The organism is Neobacillus sp. YX16 (genome assembly GCF_030123505.1).
In the GTDB taxonomy this organism is placed as follows: Bacteria; Bacillota; Bacilli; order Bacillales; family Cytobacillaceae; genus Neobacillus.
Genome location: NZ_CP126115.1, coordinates 3,480,941 through 3,499,583, shown reverse-complemented (window position 1 = coordinate 3,499,583; position 18,643 = coordinate 3,480,941). Strand labels below are relative to the sequence as shown.

Genomic DNA, 18,643 nt, shown 5'->3' with positions numbered 1-18,643 from the left:
TTGAGTATGAGTCTAGAAGAGTTTTTGCACAATTTACATTTTGATATTGAGAAGGCAAGCATTCCAAATTGGGATGTGGATTGGGAGGATAAACCACTTCCTTATAAGCTATACCGCGGATTACCAGTTGTACCATTATCCATAGAAGTACCACTGACACTTGATGAACTGAAGCAGCCCTTCATGCCTGACCAGCGGATAATCGGGCATTTCCTTTGGTATGTTTACGGCCTTACTCAATTTAGCCAATCTGTCTTTAGCTTGGATGATACAGACCATACAGAAGTCATGCAATCGTACAGAAGGTTTGCTCCCTCGGGTGGAGCGCTGTATCCAAACGAATTATACATTTATTTAAAAATCGAGGATTTGCCAAATGGGGTATATCATTATGATGTGGCACACCATCGCTTAGTATTGCTGCGGGAAGGAAATTTTGATTCCTATATTGCCAGGGCACTTGGTAATCGATGTGACATTTCAGCATGTTTTGGGACGGTTTTTGTATCGACCATGTTTTGGAAAAATTTTTTTAAATACAATAACTTTGCCTACAGACTGCAGGGATTAGATGCAGGTGTGTTGATGGGACAGTTGTTAGAAGTATCGAAAAGGTTTGGCTTCGAAACGGGGGTATACTTCCAATTTCTAGATCGGGCCATGAATCATTTGCTTGGTTTATCTGAGAAGGAGGAGACCGTCTATTCGGTCATCCCCCTATCGGTTGAACCTACCATTTGGTCAGCTAACGGAAGCGAAAAGGACAGAATAGTTTCTGCAGCGGAGTTGTGCAGAGAATTGAAACAGATTCAACCAAACCAGTACGTTCGGTCACAGAGGGTTAAAGAGTATCCGATGTTAACGAAGTTAAATGAAGCGTCCATGCTGGATTCTACAACTTTGTTTCCATTGATCGAGGCAAAGGAGAATGGGAATTGTGAGGGTAAAGCGGTAGCTCTTCCACATCCAGAGAGGTTGTCGTATGATTTGGGGTCTGTTTGCCGAAAGAGATTTTCTCCAGATATGGATTTCATTTTGGGAAAGGTAAGTCAAGTCGAACTGGCAAATCTGCTACACGAGGCAATGGATTCCTTTTTGTATCGAAATGATTTGGAGGTTGTCCATCAGAAGCATAAGCCGCGTGTGTCACTGAATGTCTGTTTGTATAATGTTGAAGGAATTCCTAATGGTGCGTATCAATATGACAGCACTGCCCATGCATTACGTCCGGTCCATCTAGGAGATCATCGACTCCTACTGCAATCTGGTATGTCGTTATATAATGTAAATTTGCTCCAAGTGCCACTCTGCATACATGTAACAGGAGTTAAGGATTATTATAAAACTACACTCGGATACAGAGGATATCGAATCCAACAAATGGAGGCAGGGATGCTCGTGCAACGATTACTCTTATTGGCAGCAGCAAGTGGAATGGGGGGGCACCCGCTCCTGGGATATGATTCCAACCTGTGTGATGAACTTTACAAGATGGACCCACAAGGAAAAACCAGCTTAATTCAAATTCCGATTGGTCCCTATCGAAATCGTCCTTGGTTATTGGGAGGTTTGTGGTGTTAATAGCTTTACTAGTTTAAAGGAGGGTGATCTTAAAATCGCTCTCTTTTAGTTTGATTGCCTAGGGATTAATCCCCGAGGTATCAATAATTAAGTAGGTACTCAGTTCTGTTTTATTATAGTCTATAATAAATTTTTTTATTGCTTTAAAGTTTTAACAATTATTTGTAATATGGAGAGTAAAGGGGAATATCAAGATTTATTTTATCTATTAACGATCCCAATAATTTTCAAATTAATGACACTTATCGCGAGGTGGGAAATAGTTGAAGGCAGATGCTGTTTTTGAAGGTGGTGGAGCTAGAGGGATTGCTTTTGTTGGAGCGATTCAAGCGATGGAAGAGGAAAAGGTAGAATGGCAAAGAATAGCTGGAACATCAGCTGGAGCCGTAATCGCTGCTCTTTTGGCAAGCGGTTATAAAAGCTATGAGATTAGAAAGCATCTTAAAGAACTTGATTTTTCAAAACTTCGTGGCAGGACGATTTTGAATCGAATTCCCATTTTTGGCAGCTTGCTTGAACTAATGATTAATCTTGGAATCTATAAAAATGATTATTTGGAAACATGGGTGGATTTACTTCTTTCAGAAAAAGGAATTAAGACATTTGCAGATCTTCCAGATGGAAAGTTAAAGATTATTGCTTCAGATGTCTCGAATGGCCAAATGCTTATTTTGCCAGATGATTTAGATCGTTATAGGATGACGCCTTCAGATCTAAAAGTTTCAACGGCTGTTATGATGAGCGCTTCTATACCATTTTTCTTCCGTCCGGTTATTTGGAAATCAAAAGACCGTAAAAAATCCTATATTTTAGATGGTGGCTTACTTAGTAACTTTCCAATATGGATATTCGATACGGACAACCCACGGTTTCCAACGTTTGGCTTTCGACTTGTGAAAGATAAAGTTAACATAGATGCCGTTATACCAACGCCGCTTCACCTTTTCAAAAATATATTTAAAACGATGCTTCAAGCCCATGATTTACGACATTTGAACCAAGAAACAAATGAACGTACCATTAAAATTTGGTCTGGGAACATCAACACAACTGATTTTGAATTGAGTGAGGCTGAAATTGATATTCTCTATAAATCAGGCTATACTTCCACAAAAGACTTTTTATCAAAATGGGATTTTGATCAACATAAGATTAAAAGAATGCAAAGAGCAATATGGAATTTATGAAGTGGCACCACCAGCAAAACTCGAATTTACAATATTAAGGAAATACCAAAATTAAAAAGCCCAATTTCTTAGCATTAAATTAAGAAATTGGGCTTTTTTCAATACTCCAGAAAAGGTCCATAACATCAACCCAAAGCCTGATCTGTGCTAATAATTTTATGTCATTAAAAATAAACTCTTACTATTGTTGAGGTGCAGAAGGCGTGGAAATACTTTGTAATGCTTGTTCTGCCTCATTTGCAAATTGATTTTGTACTGCTAGATCACCTAAAGCAACCATTCCTACTATTTGCCCATTTTCGATTACCGGCAATCGGCGAATTTGCTGCTCTGCCATTAAGTTTGCTGCTTGATGAACATCCATATCAGGTGTTCCTTGTACGATTTGCTGTGCAGTCATTACTTGAGAGACTGGTGTTTGTGCATTTTCTCCTTGTGCTGTCGTACGAAGGGTAATGTCACGATCCGTTACCATTCCAACTATTTGTCTGCTGTTATTAACTACTGGGATAGCTCCAATATTATATTCGCTCATTAACGCTGCAGCTTCCTGTACGGTTTGTGTTTCGGTAACTGTAACAACATTTGATGTCATGATATCTCTTAATTGTGCCATGAAATTACCTCCAAATATATTTTCCTTTATAGGATGGAGAACATTGGCGATATTATTAATGGTAACCTTTTCCTATATGAGCTGCACTGGTTTGAAACATATAAAATGGAGATCGGAATCATTTGTCCATATAATGAAGTTCAAGATATTTCTGAATAAAGCTGGGAAACTTGCTGTTGTAAGTTATGTCAATTCCCAACTTCATGATAGATATACTTTTGGTTTCAGACATATTTTGTCGGCCCAATTCTATTTATGAATGGTAACAGTTTCAAGAGAACGCCTAAGTTCTATTGATAATAGTATTGAGGTGATTGTGGCTTTGTATTATGACATAAAAGGCAAAATGTAAATAAATAAGGTTATATCTGTATAGAATAAATTAATACTTGAAAAAAAGAGCTGCTTGGTTCATTATTCTTATCATAGATTCCATGACCTGTAAACCATGCTTATCCAACCCACTGCTTTCTCATTTCCACCATTTCCACCATTTCTTTAGATGGGCGGCTGCAATTTGCTGTCTTGTTTCCTCCAACATCATTTTGCTTCGTTCCTCTAACAGTTGTTCCGAACGTTCTACATACTTCACTATTTGATTAATCTTCTCTTCTAGATAAGCTTCCCTTACTGCCTTCTCCTTCAGATGTTTGATTAAATCCATGTTAATTTGCTCCAAATGTTCTAATCTTTCCAACAATTCATCAAGATTATTATTCTGTATGATTTCTGGGTCAGGTGGGGGAGATTGTACCGTTTCTTCTTCTGTCCTGATGACATTTTTATTTTCTTCAGAATTCCACGAAATTACCGCTTGTGCTGAAAGTTCCAACGTCATACCCTCTTGACCGGTGAATTCAATAAATTTCCGAATCGTTGTAATATCCTTATCAAAATATCCCCTGTGGCCTCTATGATTGCGGTAAATCTTATAACCGTGTCCTTCTAATAGAGTGGCATACTTTCGTAATGTATGGCTATCGATTCCAAGTAATTCTTGTACGTGACTTGGTGAATGTATTTCCGACATATCAATACACCTCCGCTATTAGACATATTTATGTAAAGTCTTCTATGCAAGATAAAGCCATTATACCAAGCTATTTTTTTAAATTTGTCGAACCAGCAGATAGTAAACGATTTGTAATTAGAATGTTAACTTCTCTTAATAAAAAAGAAACAACAAATGATAAAAAATTTCATTCAATACTATTTTTCGTGATTTATATCACATCAGAGAGGTGTAGGAATCCCTTAAAATAAACGTAAGTTACTAACAAAGGGGGAAATAAAATGTTTCTTACTTGGTTGATGTGTATCGGTTATTTCATAGGTTCCTATTATATTACGGTTGTTATTTTTGATAAACTTAAGGAGAGAGATGAATCTGATTTAGCTCAGTTAGAATCTCAACTTCAAAACATAACTGTGAATCCTACACAATCTATGAAACAAGCAGTTTAATTTTACAAAAGCAAAATAAATATATAAAATAAAAAGCCAAAAGGCATCTGACTTATTCAGGTGCCTTTTGGCTTTGAAAACGTTTTTACTATAACTAACTTATTAACTAATAGGTATGCTATTATTAATAAATGAAAATGAGAGAATGGAGAGGCTAGCCATTGAAAATTAATTCATTAATTGCCAACAATATCAACAAATTAGATACCTCCATACCCGTAGATAAATCATTGGGAATTGCGGGTTTGTCTGGGTCTGGTAAAACGACTTTCTGTCAAACGATAGGGGAGGAATCCAAGAAGCGCCTTGTTTCCTTATTGCCAAAGGCTGAATATCAGTATCTGTTTTCTAACATCATGGAGACGAACTTCAGTGCGATCAAGATGGAGGACATGCCTTTAGTCCTTTTCCTCGGTAAATCATCTATATCTTCTAATCCACGTTCCACTATTGGAACACATACGGGTGTTTTTAAAGAGATACGCGAGAGGCTTGCGGAAAAATATAATCTTTCTCCAGAGGTATTTTCTTTTAATAATGCATTAGGATGGTGTCCAGATTGTAAAGGACGCGGTACGACCAAAAATAACGAATGTCCAAAGTGTAAGGGCCGACGTTATAATCCAGAAGTTGAGCAGCATAAGCTTGAATTATTCGAGCAGCCACATAGTATTTCCGACATCAACAACTTAAGCATTGAATCCATTCTTTCACTTGCTGAAGATTTACATCTTAGTGAAGGTAAAATACATATTCTCAAAAATATTGCCAATATGAATATCGGGTATCTAACCTTAAACCGGATCATGGGTACCTTGTCTGGTGGAGAAGTAACACGGCTTTACCTGGCTGAATTCATGGCTGCAAGTGAAAACACAGTTATTATTATTGATGAAATCTCCGTGGGTCTTGATCACGAAACATTATTGAAAATCTTGGATCAGATAAGAGAATTAGGCTTTAAGAATCAAATCTGGCTCATTGACCATTCTGACACGGTGCTTGATGTAAGCGATGAACAATTGTTCTTTGGTCCGGGGAGTGGTAAATACGGAGGTAAAATTGTAGAAGAATCTCCACGTCCAAAACCAATTCTCTGGGAACGAAATCCGTCTATGCCAACAGAATATTACCAATTTAAAGATCTTTACTTCCGTAATATCCAAATGGCTGAAATTCAGATTCCGAAAAACAGACTTGTCACATTTACGGGTGAATCTGGAAGTGGTAAATCCACGCTTGTTAATGAATGTATTGCTAAGGATTTTCTAAAGCGTTATCCAAAAGACAAATTGGTAATCGTAGGCCAGGATCGAAACCAATCGATTACCAGCCGTTCAACCGTTGCGACCTTTCTTGATATAAAAAGAAAACTCACAAAATACAGGGAAGATATTGATGATATTTTTCAGCGTTCGATTGAAGATATCATTGATGAGCTGCCAAATGAAGACATTGCTCATAAACGCTTGAGCCTATTAATTAAGCTTGGTCTTGGTTATTTAACATTAGAGAGAAAGACGCAAACTTTATCGACAGGTGAATTTCAATGTGTACATTTAGTTTCAGAACTGTTTGCTAACACTAGGAATCCGCATACACTGTTTATTTTTGATGAGCCTTCAAAAGGGTTATCGCAAAACATCCTAAACCAATTTATCGATAGTGTTAGGGTGATTCTGCAGGATGAATCTGTCTCCATTATGATGATCGAACACAATGCCTATATGCTGGATAGCTCAGATTATATTGTTGATTTTGGAAAAAGACAGGTGGAGCCTGTACATCATCTCGATGTTTTAAGTCATGATGATTATTATCGTGATAAATCTAGTAATGTTCATGCTGCTTCCTTCCAAATATCTTCTACTCTCAATATGCAACAGGGCATTAACTACGTAGAAGAAAACCAAATTGGTTATTTTAAAAATGCAGAAAACGTTTATAAAGGCGGGATTTTAAAAAGCTTATCATCAATGGCCCGTTTGATTTATGGCGAATACGAAACAGACACCATTGCACCTGTTATTGCCATTGACCTTGAAAGACATTTGTATAGTCAATATAGTTTTCTTTATGAAATTGGCGGCTTGATTAATCATATCATAGCTGCACATCACACCAATAAAGATACAAGAAGCTTTGATTTCTACCATCAAGAGAATCATTGTCCATGCTGTTCGGGTCGCAGAGTAATCGAAAAGTTTGATATTGATGTTGTGATCCAAGATAAAACAGTGCCTTTCTGGGATGGATTCTTACATCCAGATGTGATGGAGGTTTTAAAATGGTATCAATATTCAAAATTGCAATTCCTATTTGATGAGATCAAGAATGAGCTGGGTCAGGATATAAGTAAGAGCTTTAACGATATGACAGAAGCAGAAAAGCATACATTTTTATATGGATATTGGGAAAAGTCCTTCTACGATAAAGCGGGCAAGGCACAGAGAACGTGGGAAGGCTTTAATCTCATTATCGGTCGGTATATGTTTATTTCGAAATCGATTATTAAAGAGCAGATGAAAGAATCGAAAGAGATGATTACCTGTCCAATTTGCCAGGGAACTGTACTAAAACATCACAAGAAACTAAAATTTGGCGAAAGTGATATTCGTGAGATTATTCAAATGCCACTTGATCAGGCTATCGAAACAGTAGGGAATTTACCAGAACTCGAAAAGCTTAAAGCTATTGTTGGCGGAGATATGGTACTTACTGAGGATGTATCTTTATTGCCTAGGGAAACACAAGTAGCGTTGAAGATGCTTGAACTAGAACTAGCAAGCTTTGTCGGCTATGAAGTGGTTTTACAAAATGCCTTACCATTCTGGGATAAAATTAGAAACAATATCGAAGACATAAGCAGCAAAAATCTACTTACCATTTGTGATTTTTCCGCAATTACCGAAACCAGAGAAACGATTATAGATAAATATTTCACCAATGGCAAATACAAAAAACTAACGTATGTCTATGAGGCGTTTGGCTACAAAAAAATTGTTACTCAAATTAATAAAATTAAAGCCGCTCATAAATGTCCGTTCTGTAATGGAAAGAAAGTCATTTCCGAAGATGGTCTCCATGAAGGAGTCCACAAACTATCTGTTCCATGTGTAAGTTGTCATGCGAGCGGGATTAATGACGAAGGTCGAAAGGAAATCGTCGAAGGTATTGATGTCCAAACATGGCTCACGGGTACAGTAAAAGAGCTTGTTGCTGAAAACTTACTTACCGATGCAGTTAGTGACATTCCCATTTTCAATCGTATCCGCGAGTTAAATAAACGAGATATGATGGCGGTATACCAGGCATTGGAGCAAAATAATTAAAGGGATAATGGTAAAAAACTCATTTGTACTATGACGCAAATGAGTTTTTACTATTTATTTAATAAATAAATCAAAACCGACTGTAATCAACCATCCAACACAAAGAGTAACCGAGAGATATGTACCGACATAAAGCAATAATTCCGCCATACTTCCTCCTTCTCTTCATTTTCCTATTTCCACAAAGACAATGTCATTATATCAAGGCATTTTTAAAAATTTGTCGAACCAAGGGATAGTCATCTATTTGTAAATAGAATGTTAACTTTCATTAATAATAGAAATAGTTTGAATATAAACAGGACCATACTACCCCAAAATGGAAAAAAATAACTGCATTTATCAATGTTGAGGAGTGTGCTTTTTCCCATTTTTCAGCCCTAAATAATAGGTAACACTTAACTAGACAATGAAATTAATGTTCCGTAGACTAAACACTATATCATTTTTCTACTAATTATTTGGGGGTATGGTATCTAACCTCCTAATCTACTAAACCAATATTAGACGAAGGTTAGTAGTATTTTGATAACAGGGAGGAAAGAGCATGTTAGAATTTGACACAAGTATGGACAATTTAGCCAATATTAAAGTTGTCGGTGTTGGCGGAGGAGGTAATAACGCTGTCAACCGCATGATTGAGGATGGGGTTGGTGGAGTTGAATTTATCGCTGTCAACACAGATTCACAAGCCATCAAACAATCAAGAGCAGCAGTCAAGATGCAAATTGGTTCCTCTTTGACTAGGGGTTTAGGAGCAGGGGCAAATCCGGAAATAGGAAGAAAAGCGGTCGAGGAAAGCAAAAATCAAATTGAAGAAGTCTTAGCAGGGGCAGACATGGTTTTCGTTACAGCTGGAATGGGCGGCGGTACCGGAACAGGGGCAGCACCAGCCATTGCTAGAATCGCACGAAAGATGGGCGCACTGACAATCGGGGTGGTAACACGTCCATTCAAGTTCGAAGGCTTCAAGCGTGCAAAAAACGCCGAAAGTGGAATAAGCGCAATGAGGGAAGCCGTAGACACCCTAATTATCATTCCCAACGATCGTTTATTGGAAATTGTAGATAAAAAAACACCGATGATTGATGCCTTTCGTGAAGCGGATAATGTCCTGCGTCAGGGTGTACAAGGGATTTCCGATTTAATTGCAGTGCCTGGTTTAATCAACCTGGATTTTGCAGATGTAAAAACAGTTATGTCCCATAAAGGTACGGCCTTAATGGGAATTGGGATTGCGAATGGCAGCAATCGTGCGGCCGAAGCAGCAGAGAAAGCCCTAAACAGTCCTTTATTGGAGACGTCTATCAATGGGGCTCATGGTGTCATTATGAACATAACCGGCGGCAACAATTTAAGTCTCTTTGAAGTACAGGAGGCAGCTGAAATCGTGGCATCCGCTTCCAACGAGGAATTAAATATGATTTTTGGTTCGGTCATTAACGAAAACTTAACAGATGAAATTATTGTAACCGTGATTGCTACTGGATTCACAGAGCAAGAGAATACCGTTTTACATAAACCTGCCCTAGCACCAGCGGAAGAAAAGGGTATTCCATATCAAAGAGAACAACATTATGAACATCAGCAAAGAGAAAAGCATTACGAATATCATCAACGCGAACAACACTATGAACAACCTGAACCAATCAACTATGTCGAAGAGGAACAGCCTTTTGAGCAGCACTCAGAAGAGTTAGACGACTCTAGTGATATACCAACGTTCTTACGTAATCGAAAAAAGCGCTTACGTTCCTTTAGATGATTGAATCAAGTAGAAATCGTACCTAAATAAAAACGCTTGGGGATCCCAAGCGTTTTCATATACGGTTTTACTACTGATTAAAGTGACTATTTATCAATGATTGGAATCAGGTTACCCCCTGGTTACTGGTTCGACAGATTATTATGCTATACGGGAGCCAGAGAGCTTCTCAGGTTACCGCTGACGCTGATTTTTAAGCTATACGGGAATCAGAAGGCCGCTCAGGTTACCACTGACACTGATTTTTAAGCTATACGGGAATCAGAAGGCGTCTCAGGTTACCGCTGACGCTGATTTTTAAGCTATACGGGAATCAGAAGGCCGCTCAGGTTACCGCTGACACTGATTTTTAATCTATACGGGAATCAGAAGGCGTCTCAGGTTACCGCTGACACTGATTTTTAATCTATACGGGAATCAGAAGGCGTCTCAGGTTACTGCTGACGCTGATTTTTAAGCTATACGGGAATCAGAGAGCGTCTCAGGTTACTGCTGACGCTGATTTTTAAGCTATACGGGAACCAGTAGGCGTCTCAGGTTACCGCTGACGCTGATTTTTAATCTATACGGGAACCAGTAGGCGTCTCAAGTTACTGCTGACGCTGATTTATAAGCTGTACGGGAACCAGTAGGCGTCTCAGGTTACCGTTGAAGCTGATTTTTAAGCTGTACCGGAATCAGAAGGCGTCTCAGGTTACCGCTAAGGCTGTTTTATTATCTAGACGGGAATCAGATGTCCTTTATACTATGCCATTGATAGGCTTTTAAATTTTGTAACTGTCTTTACATATTCTTCTTGACCGTCAATTAACTTATACACTCTAGCCTCATCAAAATGAACGGTCTTCCAAGAGCGTAACTCACCGTCTCGATATCCTCTGGCCATGAAATTTTCCAATGATTTTTTTGTAGCTCCCTGGTAGTAGGTTTTTCCAATAAAAGTACCTTTAAAATACTTGTGTACCATATACGTATCAAACATTTGTGTAACCTCCTATTTTTAACAGAGTAATGATTTAGTAGAAATAACTCGTCTAAGGAAAGGTAATTAAATATATTTGCAACATCGCTATGTTGTTTACAGTGGAATATTAACACCAATCATGGATGTAGTCTGTGAATATTTTGTGAAACATTTCACGAATACCATGGTGGTTTTTTCCAGAAATAATAATAAGCAGATTCAAGGATTATTTGGAAATTAAATATCAGCGATTATTTTGGGAAATCTAGAAAAGTATATTGTAAGTAATGGTATAATTTTCTAAATAGAAGAGAGTCTTTTGGAGGGGAAAAATGAAAATTGTCATTGCTGGAGGATCAGGTTTCATTGGTCAGACGTTAACACAATTGCTGCTCGATGAAGGGCATAGTGTTGTAATTTTAACAAGGAAGGAAAGAAAATCTTCCGGAAAGATTGAATTTGTAAGGTGGCTGGTTGAAGGGGCTTCACCTGAAAAAGAAATAGGGAATGCAGATGCGTTTATTAACTTGGCTGGTGTGTCCATTAATGACGGAAGATGGAGTAAAAGCCATCAGAAGCAAATCTATGAAAGTCGAATGACCGCAACGGATGAGCTACATAGAATTATTTCATTACTTTCTACAAAGCCTTCTGTCCTGGTGAATGCCAGTGCGATTGGCATTTATCCATCCTCAAAAAATGCTGTTTACACTGAAAATTCATTGGAAACGGCGACTGATTTTTTAGGGGCGACTGTAAGGGACTGGGAAAATAAAGCCCAACAAGTTGAGAAATTTTCCATTCGTGCAGTATTCATGAGATTTGGTGTGGTGCTTGGCAAAGAGGAAGGTGCACTGCCACTCATGGCCATGCCATATCGATTATTTGTCGGCGGAAAAGTGGGTTCAGGTGAACAATGGGTATCATGGGTCCATGTTACGGATGTAGTGCGGGCCATTCTCTTTGCTATTACTAGTAACCATTTAAGTGGACCCATCAATGTAACCGCTCCAGCTCCACTTCGAATGAACGAATTTGGTAAAAGTATTAGTTCTGTTTTAAATCGTCCACATTGGCTTCCCGTTCCTTCGTTCGCTATGAAAATGGTCCTTGGGCAAAAATGTGCCTTAGTGCTGGAAGGGCAGCATGTTATCCCTCAAGTGTTACAAGAGAATGGGTTTGAATTCAGATTCCCAACAATCCTCTCGGCCTTAGAGGATTTACTTTAAAAGTAAATTACGAATGTATGTTCTTATTTAGTGCAGTTTATGCTATACTTAAATGGCAATAGATAAGGTTGTCTCAAGGGCGGTTGGCATGCTCCCATTAGAAAGGGGGTGTTGCTGTTTGACGATTTTCGAAACGTTTATGATTATGATTGGGTTTGCTAGTTTAATCGTAGCCGTATTAACGTTTAGTCAAAAAAAATAATCCACCCTTGAGTTTTGCAGTCTCAGGTGGATTATTTAATCTCATTAACAAGTCAACCCTTTTAAGGGGACCGTCTATTGCAGGACCTGACATGTTGCACCATGTCGGTCTTTTATTTTATGTTCATACTCATATTTATATTATAACGAAAAATAGGAAAAAAGAAACATAAATCAGTTATTTTGAAAAACTGAGAAACAGCAGAATGCACCTCCTTGTTAATTTTTTCATTCGATTGGAAAAATTTCATGCACATTTTTGAATTTTCAACATAAGATAACTTCTGTGAGAATTTTTTAATTGGAAGGAAGAAAAAACATATGAATATTGACGTAATTACACAATCTACTAAAATTGAGAGTAATGTTGGAGGAAATGGATTTAAGGTTATTGAAATTAACGTAACAGATCCATCTGAAAATTCTTTTGCGGTAGTTACTCCTGTGCAATTGAAATAGGAAACTACATTTTTACCCTAAGAAAAAAGAAAATGGCTCAGTTCACTATACTGAGCCGTATACTCTATCAAATTACGAAAAATTAATCATGTATCTAATCTCTGTTTACTGTTGTAAAGGTCTTTCAAAGATTAATTCATAATAAGAACCTACTGCAACTCCTGAAGTTGCAAAGTCAGGAGAGAAAATTTGAACAAAGCGCCACCCCTGTTCTGAGTGACTTTTAATTACTTCTCGATAGTCTTCAATTGGCTTACCCGATATTTTTTTAAACTCTATTTTAACAAACTTGTATTCAAACATTTATGTCTCCTCCTTTTGAATATAACAATTTGTACGATTTCAATTGGCAAAGGTTTCAAATAAACTCTTTAGAAGCAACATAGTTCTTCTAACTGCCCTGGTAGTTTTATGGAATCAGAAAAATAGCCGAAAATACATAATCAAAGTAATATTATATAGAGTTTGCTGCAATTCTTCGATTCCGGAGGGTTGCTTTTTTATTTATTTATCAAAAAACACAAAAAAACAAGGAAAAATTACCATTTTAATGTAACTTTTATCACAAAACACGAACAATAGACTGTTTTTTATAAATAACATTCACCTTTTTGTTGATTTACTTTTGTGAGTTTGTTATATTAACAAAGTAATAATCTTAATAAAATTACTCGTATATGCTCAGTAATACGGTCTGAGTGTTTCTACCTGGTTCCCATTAATGAACTAGACTACGAGTTAAAGTATGGGTGGATCAGTAATTCATAGACCCTCCATAAAATGATAGAGCATTTTTTGCTTCATTATTTATACTTTGACTTTCGTAGGTCTAGGGAGCAGTGAATATCCTGCTATTCTAGACTTTTTTCATTTGAGCCAATCACGAGCGTAACAAACAACAAGAAAAAGGGGAGAAAAAATTTATGAAAAACAAAATGTTTAAGAAAATCGCTTCAGTCGCAGCTATTTCTACTATGTTATTGGTGGCAGGGTGTAATTCAAAAGATCAAGATCTAAAGGTAGCAAAAGCAAAGAGTGAGGAAAGACCAATCGTCATTCAAGGCCCAATGCCAATTGAAGCTGAATTTTTTGCAGATAAATTAAAAAATGTGAAAATAGAAAAATCAGGAACGTTCGTTTTTTACAAAGGAACGCTAAACGATTATCCTGTCATCGTTACGAAAACAGGAAAGGGAATGGAAAATGCAGCTGCTGCTACAGCATTGACTATTGAAAAATTTAACCCAATCGCCATCATCAACCAAGGTACCTCAGGCGGTCATGATCCAAGTCTAAATGTATTTGATATAGTGCTAGGAAAAAGAACGACAAATATCGGTTCATTAAAAACAACAAATATGGATGAAAACCAAGGAATGGATCCAACTACATGGATTCCGATGGACTTAATGGCTTCGGAAGGAAGCGGATCAGATGAGAGTGCTAATAAAGTCCGTCACTATGAGGGAGATAAGGATTTACTTGCGGCAGCCAATGCAGTAAAAGACACATACACGAAGGGTAAAGTAGTCGAAGGTACAATTGGTTCAGCAGACTTTTGGAATAGCGAAGTAGACCGAATTAAATGGATCCATGAGATTTACGGTACTTCTGTAGAAGAAATGGAAGGTGCTTCCGTAGCACAAATTGCCGATGCATATGATGTTCCATTTTTAGGTATTCGAATCCTATCCAATAATAAAACCAATGGCGGTACGTATGATCCAGGTACTGCTGCGGCAAATCAAGAGTATGTATATGAAGTGGTTAAAGAATACATCTCCATGGTAAAAAAATAAATAATGACCAAGCATGCGTTTCTACCACTGTAGAAGCGCATTTTTTTATTTTGGCTCTGTTATAATGGAATGTTGATTTCTCTGTGTTTGAAAATAAACGGTAAAATTCCGGCTAAATCGGAAAATACCCATATTTTCTTATAAATAAAGGAAGTTTTTCCGGTTATATTATCCAAATCTTTGGATTTTGTCATATTTAGAGCAATTAATCGGAATTTGTCCGCTTATATCTGCTTCTTAAGCTTCTTCTATATAATTAGCAGGAAATTCTCCGCTTAATGAATTCTCATATCTACTGGAAAATCAACAATGAAAAATAACAGAGCCTTTATTTTATTTGAGTTAAAATTTAAACCTCTACGAATACAAAAGTTTTTGTAGGCGTAGAGGTTTTACTTATCAATATAAGAAAGATTCTATTTAGTAAACGTTTACATTTTAGTTAAGAAATGGTGCCTTTTCTTAAAAGTACTCCCACTGCATGGGAACGGTTATGAGCACCAAGTTTTTTGATTGCTGATTTTACATATTGTTTAACGGTTAGTTCACTAATATCCATTGCGGCTGCCATTTCCTTCATGCTTTCTCCCCACGAAATTTTCCTCATCACCTCTAGTTCTCGTTTGCTTAGGTTTGGTGATTCTTTTAAATCTTCGGACTGCTCCATATACTTTCCAACCAATCTTCCAAAGTCAGTGAGTGAGGAGAGGTCTTGTTTGTCTAGGAAAGTATCCTTAGAAAATTCCGTCGTACATATGTAGCCAATGACGACTGAACTAAAACAAATCGGGACTACAGCCATTGAGTTAATATTCGACGTAAGAATATACTTACTGCTTGTTTGTTTTAAAAATTCAATTCCAGAACAATACTTAGCTTTCCTCTCTAAAATCGCAGAATAGATGATAGGCAAAGTCCGAACATTATCCCGAATCTCGTTAATATAGACGATACCGGTTGAATTTACCATTAAAACTCCTTCCCCAAGATAACCTAATGGAGAATAGCGAAATAGATAAGCATTACGTGCAGGGTAGAGAGACATGTAAAGTTCAAGAATCTTATACAGTTTTTCTTCATGACTTGGTGCTTCTTCAAGCTGTACAATCTTTTCCATCAAGGTATGCTGAGATGGCAAACTATCATCTCCTTTTGGGGGATTGGACACCTATAAAATTAGGAATATTCAAATTATACAAAAAATTGTAACATTTAGATAGTACTAATAGGTGCTAATCCCTAAAAAGGATTAAAATCTCTTTTTAAAGGAAAGGAAGATGACAATGGCAAATTTAAAACCACAGTCCCTCATGTATTTAGAAGCGTTTAAGCAAATGCCGCCAATTGCTTCATTAGAACCACAAACAGTCAGAGATATGTTTGCTATGGCACCCCCAGTAGAGGTAGAGCTTGCACCGCTTGCGAAGATTGAAGACCGCCTAGTACCCGTTGAAGGTGCAGAAATAAATGTACGAATCTATACCCCGGAAGGCCAAGGTCCATTCCCGATCTTTGTATATTATCATGGAGGCGGATGGGTAATTGGTGATATTGCTACATCGGATGCTAGCTGCAGAATGCTAGCAAACAAAACTGAGAGAATAGTGGTATCAGTAGATTATCGACTGGCACCAGAACATAAGTTTCCTGTTCCTGTTGAAGATTCCTATGCAGCTTTACAATGGGTATATGAAAATGCTGCGGCTTTAAATGGAAACACTTCCAATATTGTTGTAGGCGGGGATAGTGCTGGAGGAAATCTTGCTGCTGCTATGACCTTGAAATCAAGAAGAGATAATGGACCTGCAATTGCTGGTCAGGTACTTATTTATCCGGTAACAGCATTAAGCTATGATTCTCAATCCTATCAGGACTTTAAAGAAGGATTTGGTTTAGATAGAGACCTAATGATTTGGTTTGGCAATTATTACATCCGTAATGACGAGGATGCAAAAAATGTACTTGTTGCTCCGATTCTCGAAGAGGACTTACGCAATCTGCCACCTGCATATGTACTTACTGCGGAGTTTGATGTATTAAGAGATGAAGGGGAGGCTTATGCAGAACGACTTAAGGAAGCTGGAGTTACCGTTGAAACTTCGCGTGAGGAAGGATTAATCCACGGATTTTTCACAAATATGGCTGTTTTCCCTGATGATATCAAAGGTGCAATCGATAAATTTGCAGCGTTTTTAAGTAAAGTTGACCAAGAGGTAAGCAGAGTCTAATTTTCATAGAAGAAAAATCTGAACCTTAATTTGGGAGGGAATGCTTTTGACATCTACAAAAATGACGAATTTTGATGCGGTAGTAATTGGTGCGGGCTTTTCAGGTATGTATATGCTTTATCGCTTACGTGAAGCAGGTTTATCAACTCGTGTTTATGAGGCAGCCGATGGTGTTGGCGGTACCTGGTATTGGAACCGTTATCCAGGAGCACGTTGTGACTCCGAGAGTATCTATTATAACTATACCTTTTCCGAAGAGCTTTACCGCGAGTGGACTTGGTCTTCTCGATATCCGGAGCAGCCCGAAATCTTAAAATATCTTAATTTTGTCGCGGATAAGTTTGAATTGAGACCAGATATTCAGTTTAAGACTCGTGTTAATGCAGCTCAATATGACGAAGAGAACAAGATTTGGCAGATTACTCTAAATGACGGCAGCACTGTTACTGCGAAGTACTTTATTACTGGAGTAGGTTGTCTTTCTGCATCCAATCTTCCTAAATTTAATGGCTTAGAAAACTTCAAAGGAGAATATTATCACACAGGACATTGGCCACATACAAAAGTTGATTTCACTGGCAAAACAGTCGGTATTATAGGTACTGGTTCGAGCGGCGTTCAGGCGATTCCTGCTATCGCAAAAGAAGCTGCCCACTTAACCGTTTTCCAACGGACACCACAGTATAGTGCTCCAGCGAGAAATCATCCGTATGATCCTGAATATATACGTCAAGCAAAAGAAAATTTCCAAGAAATTAAACGCCAAATGCGTGAATCTACAGGCGGAGCACCTGGTGACATCCCAACGAAATCAGCGCTTGAGGTAACACCTGAAGAACGTCTGGAGAAATATGAGGAAGCATGGCGAATTGGAGGTCAAGGAATTTTCACCTCTTACTATGACATTACCGTCAATGAAGAGGCAAACAAAACGGCTTCCGAATTCATCCGTACTAAAATCCGCGAGATTGTTAAAAAGCCGGATGTTGCTGATAAGCTGATGCCTTCGTATTACTATGGAACAAAGCGGCCAATCATTGATACCGATTACTATGAAACCTATAATCGAGAAAATGTTTCTTTAGTAGATGTTAAGAAGAATCCAATTGTTGAAATTACGGAAAAAGGGCTTCGTACGACTGAAGGCGAGTATGAGGTTGATGTCCTTGTTTTTGCTACCGGCTTTGATGGCATGACAGGTCCATTATTAAAAATGGATATCCGCGGTAAAGACGGAGTATCATTGAAGGAAAAATGGAATGGGGGAGAAAATACGAGAACCTACCTAGGTGTTGCGAATGCTGGATTCCCTAATTTCTTCATGATTACCGGACCTGAAAGTCCTTCCGTTTTGAGTAACATGCCGGTTTCGATTGAGCAGCATGTGGAATGGATCTCCGATTGTATTGAATATATGTGTGAAAACAATATGGAAAGTATCGAAGCAAACGTCGAAGCTGAGGAAGCCTGGAGTAAGCATTGCGGAGAGGTTGCGAATGCAACGCTCTTTTCAAAGGCAGATTCCTGGTACACAGGTGCGAACATCCCTGGAAAGACGCGTAGATTTTTAATCTACTTAGGGGGTGTCGGAGCATACCGCCAGAAATGTGCTGAAATCGCAGCCAATGGTTACGAGGGATTCCATTTTGAAAAAGCTCCGGCTCCCATTCAAGGTAGTATAAAATAGAAAGTTAACGTAATGAAGGACTTCCTCTCAAAATAGTAGTAAATTCAGTCTTTCATCAGCATAACAGGCGTGAATTCCTATGTGAATTCACGCCTAAAACTTTTTTCAGCTAGTAATCCTTCCGTAACTGC

Annotated in this window: 17 protein-coding genes and 1 riboswitch; of the genes, 12 read left to right on the top strand and 5 right to left on the bottom strand. The window is 37.9% G+C overall.

From position 1 onward, the window contains the following. The first annotated feature begins 6 nt into the window (after positions 1 to 6). Together QNH48_RS17010 and QNH48_RS17005 are read left to right on the top strand one after the other, a co-directional pair. Positions 7 to 1,581: a SagB family peptide dehydrogenase gene (locus QNH48_RS17010; RefSeq protein ID WP_283951236.1), complete on the top strand. Its 1,575-nt coding sequence runs from the start codon at positions 7 to 9 to the stop codon at positions 1,579 to 1,581. Positions 1,582 to 1,844: 263 nt separating this feature from the next. Then, on the top strand, positions 1,845 to 2,768 hold the full coding sequence (locus tag QNH48_RS17005) for a patatin-like phospholipase family protein (RefSeq protein WP_283951235.1): 924 nt from the start codon (positions 1,845 to 1,847) through the stop codon (positions 2,766 to 2,768). A gap of 181 nt (positions 2,769 to 2,949) precedes the next feature. On the opposite strand, the gene QNH48_RS17000 is transcribed toward QNH48_RS17005, so the two are convergent. Next, complete coding sequence (locus QNH48_RS17000; protein WP_095249872.1) at positions 2,950 to 3,384, bottom strand: CBS domain-containing protein; 435 nt, start codon at positions 3,382 to 3,384, stop codon at positions 2,950 to 2,952. 33 nt (positions 3,385 to 3,417) lie between these two features. Here QNH48_RS17000 and QNH48_RS16995 point away from each other — a divergent pair, with 33 nt between their 5' ends. Further along, positions 3,418 to 3,543, top strand: coding sequence for a hypothetical protein (locus QNH48_RS16995; protein WP_283951234.1), 126 nt, complete (start codon positions 3,418 to 3,420; stop codon positions 3,541 to 3,543). Between the two features lie 313 nt (positions 3,544 to 3,856). Here QNH48_RS16995 and QNH48_RS16990 read toward each other — a convergent pair whose 3' ends face one another. Beyond that, positions 3,857 to 4,414, bottom strand: a complete 558-nt coding sequence (locus tag QNH48_RS16990) for a MerR family transcriptional regulator (RefSeq protein ID WP_283951233.1) — start codon at positions 4,412 to 4,414, stop codon at positions 3,857 to 3,859. Between the two features lie 263 nt (positions 4,415 to 4,677). On the opposite strand from QNH48_RS16990, the gene QNH48_RS16985 reads away from it, so the two are divergent. The 3 genes from QNH48_RS16985 (at position 4,678) to ftsZ (ending at position 9,945) form a co-directional block, all read left to right on the top strand. Beyond that, complete coding sequence (locus QNH48_RS16985) at positions 4,678 to 4,848, top strand: hypothetical protein (RefSeq protein WP_283951232.1); 171 nt, start codon at positions 4,678 to 4,680, stop codon at positions 4,846 to 4,848. A gap of 161 nt (positions 4,849 to 5,009) precedes the next feature. Then, a complete protein-coding gene (locus QNH48_RS16980; RefSeq protein ID WP_283951231.1) occupies positions 5,010 to 8,180 on the top strand; it encodes an ATP-binding cassette domain-containing protein in 3,171 nt (1,056 codons plus the stop codon). 547 nt (positions 8,181 to 8,727) lie between these two features. Continuing rightward, the gene (gene ftsZ, locus QNH48_RS16975) at positions 8,728 to 9,945 is read left to right on the top strand and encodes a cell division protein FtsZ (protein ID WP_283951230.1); all 1,218 of its coding nucleotides are present in this window, start codon (positions 8,728 to 8,730) and stop codon (positions 9,943 to 9,945) included. A 745-nt stretch (positions 9,946 to 10,690) separates the two neighbouring features. Here the strand turns inward: ftsZ and QNH48_RS16970 are convergent. Beyond that, positions 10,691 to 10,927 (bottom strand): hypothetical protein, encoded by a 237-nt coding sequence (locus QNH48_RS16970; protein ID WP_283951229.1) that lies wholly within the window; start codon positions 10,925 to 10,927, stop codon positions 10,691 to 10,693. Between the two features lie 314 nt (positions 10,928 to 11,241). Between QNH48_RS16970 and QNH48_RS16965 the strand changes: the two genes are divergently transcribed. The 3 genes from QNH48_RS16965 (at position 11,242) to QNH48_RS16960 (ending at position 12,798) form a co-directional block, all read left to right on the top strand. Beyond that, entirely contained in the window at positions 11,242 to 12,138 is an 897-nt protein-coding gene (locus QNH48_RS16965) for a TIGR01777 family oxidoreductase (protein WP_283951228.1), read from the top strand. A 52-nt stretch (positions 12,139 to 12,190) separates the two neighbouring features. Further along, positions 12,191 to 12,340, top strand: a complete 150-nt coding sequence (locus QNH48_RS30575) for a putative holin-like toxin (protein ID WP_481858424.1) — start codon at positions 12,191 to 12,193, stop codon at positions 12,338 to 12,340. A 320-nt stretch (positions 12,341 to 12,660) separates the two neighbouring features. After that, positions 12,661 to 12,798 (top strand): hypothetical protein, encoded by a 138-nt coding sequence (locus QNH48_RS16960; RefSeq protein ID WP_283951227.1) that lies wholly within the window; start codon positions 12,661 to 12,663, stop codon positions 12,796 to 12,798. A gap of 105 nt (positions 12,799 to 12,903) precedes the next feature. On the opposite strand, the gene QNH48_RS16955 is transcribed toward QNH48_RS16960, so the two are convergent. After that, complete coding sequence (locus QNH48_RS16955; RefSeq protein WP_283951226.1) at positions 12,904 to 13,101, bottom strand: DUF4177 domain-containing protein; 198 nt, start codon at positions 13,099 to 13,101, stop codon at positions 12,904 to 12,906. A 348-nt stretch (positions 13,102 to 13,449) separates the two neighbouring features. Next, a riboswitch (purine riboswitch) is annotated at positions 13,450 to 13,552 on the top strand. A 169-nt stretch (positions 13,553 to 13,721) separates the two neighbouring features. On the opposite strand from QNH48_RS16955, the gene QNH48_RS16950 reads away from it, so the two are divergent. Then, positions 13,722 to 14,597: a 5'-methylthioadenosine/S-adenosylhomocysteine nucleosidase gene (locus QNH48_RS16950; RefSeq protein WP_283951225.1), complete on the top strand. Its 876-nt coding sequence runs from the start codon at positions 13,722 to 13,724 to the stop codon at positions 14,595 to 14,597. A gap of 442 nt (positions 14,598 to 15,039) precedes the next feature. On the opposite strand, the gene QNH48_RS16945 is transcribed toward QNH48_RS16950, so the two are convergent. Then, positions 15,040 to 15,735 carry a helix-turn-helix domain-containing protein gene (locus QNH48_RS16945; RefSeq protein WP_283951224.1) on the bottom strand — a complete coding sequence of 232 codons (696 nt, stop codon included), beginning with the start codon at positions 15,733 to 15,735 and terminating at the stop codon, positions 15,040 to 15,042. Positions 15,736 to 15,880: 145 nt separating this feature from the next. Here QNH48_RS16945 and QNH48_RS16940 point away from each other — a divergent pair, with 145 nt between their 5' ends. After that, the gene (locus QNH48_RS16940; protein ID WP_283951223.1) at positions 15,881 to 16,825 is read left to right on the top strand and encodes an alpha/beta hydrolase; all 945 of its coding nucleotides are present in this window, start codon (positions 15,881 to 15,883) and stop codon (positions 16,823 to 16,825) included. A 61-nt stretch (positions 16,826 to 16,886) separates the two neighbouring features. After that, the gene (locus QNH48_RS16935; protein ID WP_283951222.1) at positions 16,887 to 18,512 is read left to right on the top strand and encodes a flavin-containing monooxygenase; all 1,626 of its coding nucleotides are present in this window, start codon (positions 16,887 to 16,889) and stop codon (positions 18,510 to 18,512) included. The last annotated feature ends 131 nt before the right edge of the window (positions 18,513 to 18,643 follow it).

What these genes read in the sequence shown, in the direction of transcription:
- QNH48_RS17010 (WP_283951236.1), top strand. Translation starts at nt 7, where the DNA reads ATGAGTCTAGAAGAGTTTTTGCACAATTTACATTTTGATATTGAGAAG.
- QNH48_RS17000 (WP_095249872.1), bottom strand. Translation starts at nt 3,384, where the DNA reads ATGGCACAATTAAGAGATATCATGACATCAAATGTTGTTACAGTTACC.
- QNH48_RS16995 (WP_283951234.1), top strand. Translation starts at nt 3,418, where the DNA reads ATGGAGAACATTGGCGATATTATTAATGGTAACCTTTTCCTATATGAG.
- QNH48_RS16990 (WP_283951233.1), bottom strand. Translation starts at nt 4,414, where the DNA reads ATGTCGGAAATACATTCACCAAGTCACGTACAAGAATTACTTGGAATC.
- QNH48_RS16985 (WP_283951232.1), top strand. Translation starts at nt 4,678, where the DNA reads ATGTTTCTTACTTGGTTGATGTGTATCGGTTATTTCATAGGTTCCTAT.
- ftsZ (WP_283951230.1), top strand. Translation starts at nt 8,728, where the DNA reads ATGTTAGAATTTGACACAAGTATGGACAATTTAGCCAATATTAAAGTT.
- QNH48_RS16970 (WP_283951229.1), bottom strand. Translation starts at nt 10,927, where the DNA reads ATGTTTGATACGTATATGGTACACAAGTATTTTAAAGGTACTTTTATT.
- QNH48_RS16965 (WP_283951228.1), top strand. Translation starts at nt 11,242, where the DNA reads ATGAAAATTGTCATTGCTGGAGGATCAGGTTTCATTGGTCAGACGTTA.
- QNH48_RS30575 (WP_481858424.1), top strand. Translation starts at nt 12,191, where the DNA reads ATGGCAATAGATAAGGTTGTCTCAAGGGCGGTTGGCATGCTCCCATTA.
- QNH48_RS16960 (WP_283951227.1), top strand. Translation starts at nt 12,661, where the DNA reads ATGAATATTGACGTAATTACACAATCTACTAAAATTGAGAGTAATGTT.
- QNH48_RS16955 (WP_283951226.1), bottom strand. Translation starts at nt 13,101, where the DNA reads ATGTTTGAATACAAGTTTGTTAAAATAGAGTTTAAAAAAATATCGGGT.
- QNH48_RS16950 (WP_283951225.1), top strand. Translation starts at nt 13,722, where the DNA reads ATGAAAAACAAAATGTTTAAGAAAATCGCTTCAGTCGCAGCTATTTCT.
- QNH48_RS16940 (WP_283951223.1), top strand. Translation starts at nt 15,881, where the DNA reads ATGGCAAATTTAAAACCACAGTCCCTCATGTATTTAGAAGCGTTTAAG.
- QNH48_RS16935 (WP_283951222.1), top strand. Translation starts at nt 16,887, where the DNA reads ATGACGAATTTTGATGCGGTAGTAATTGGTGCGGGCTTTTCAGGTATG.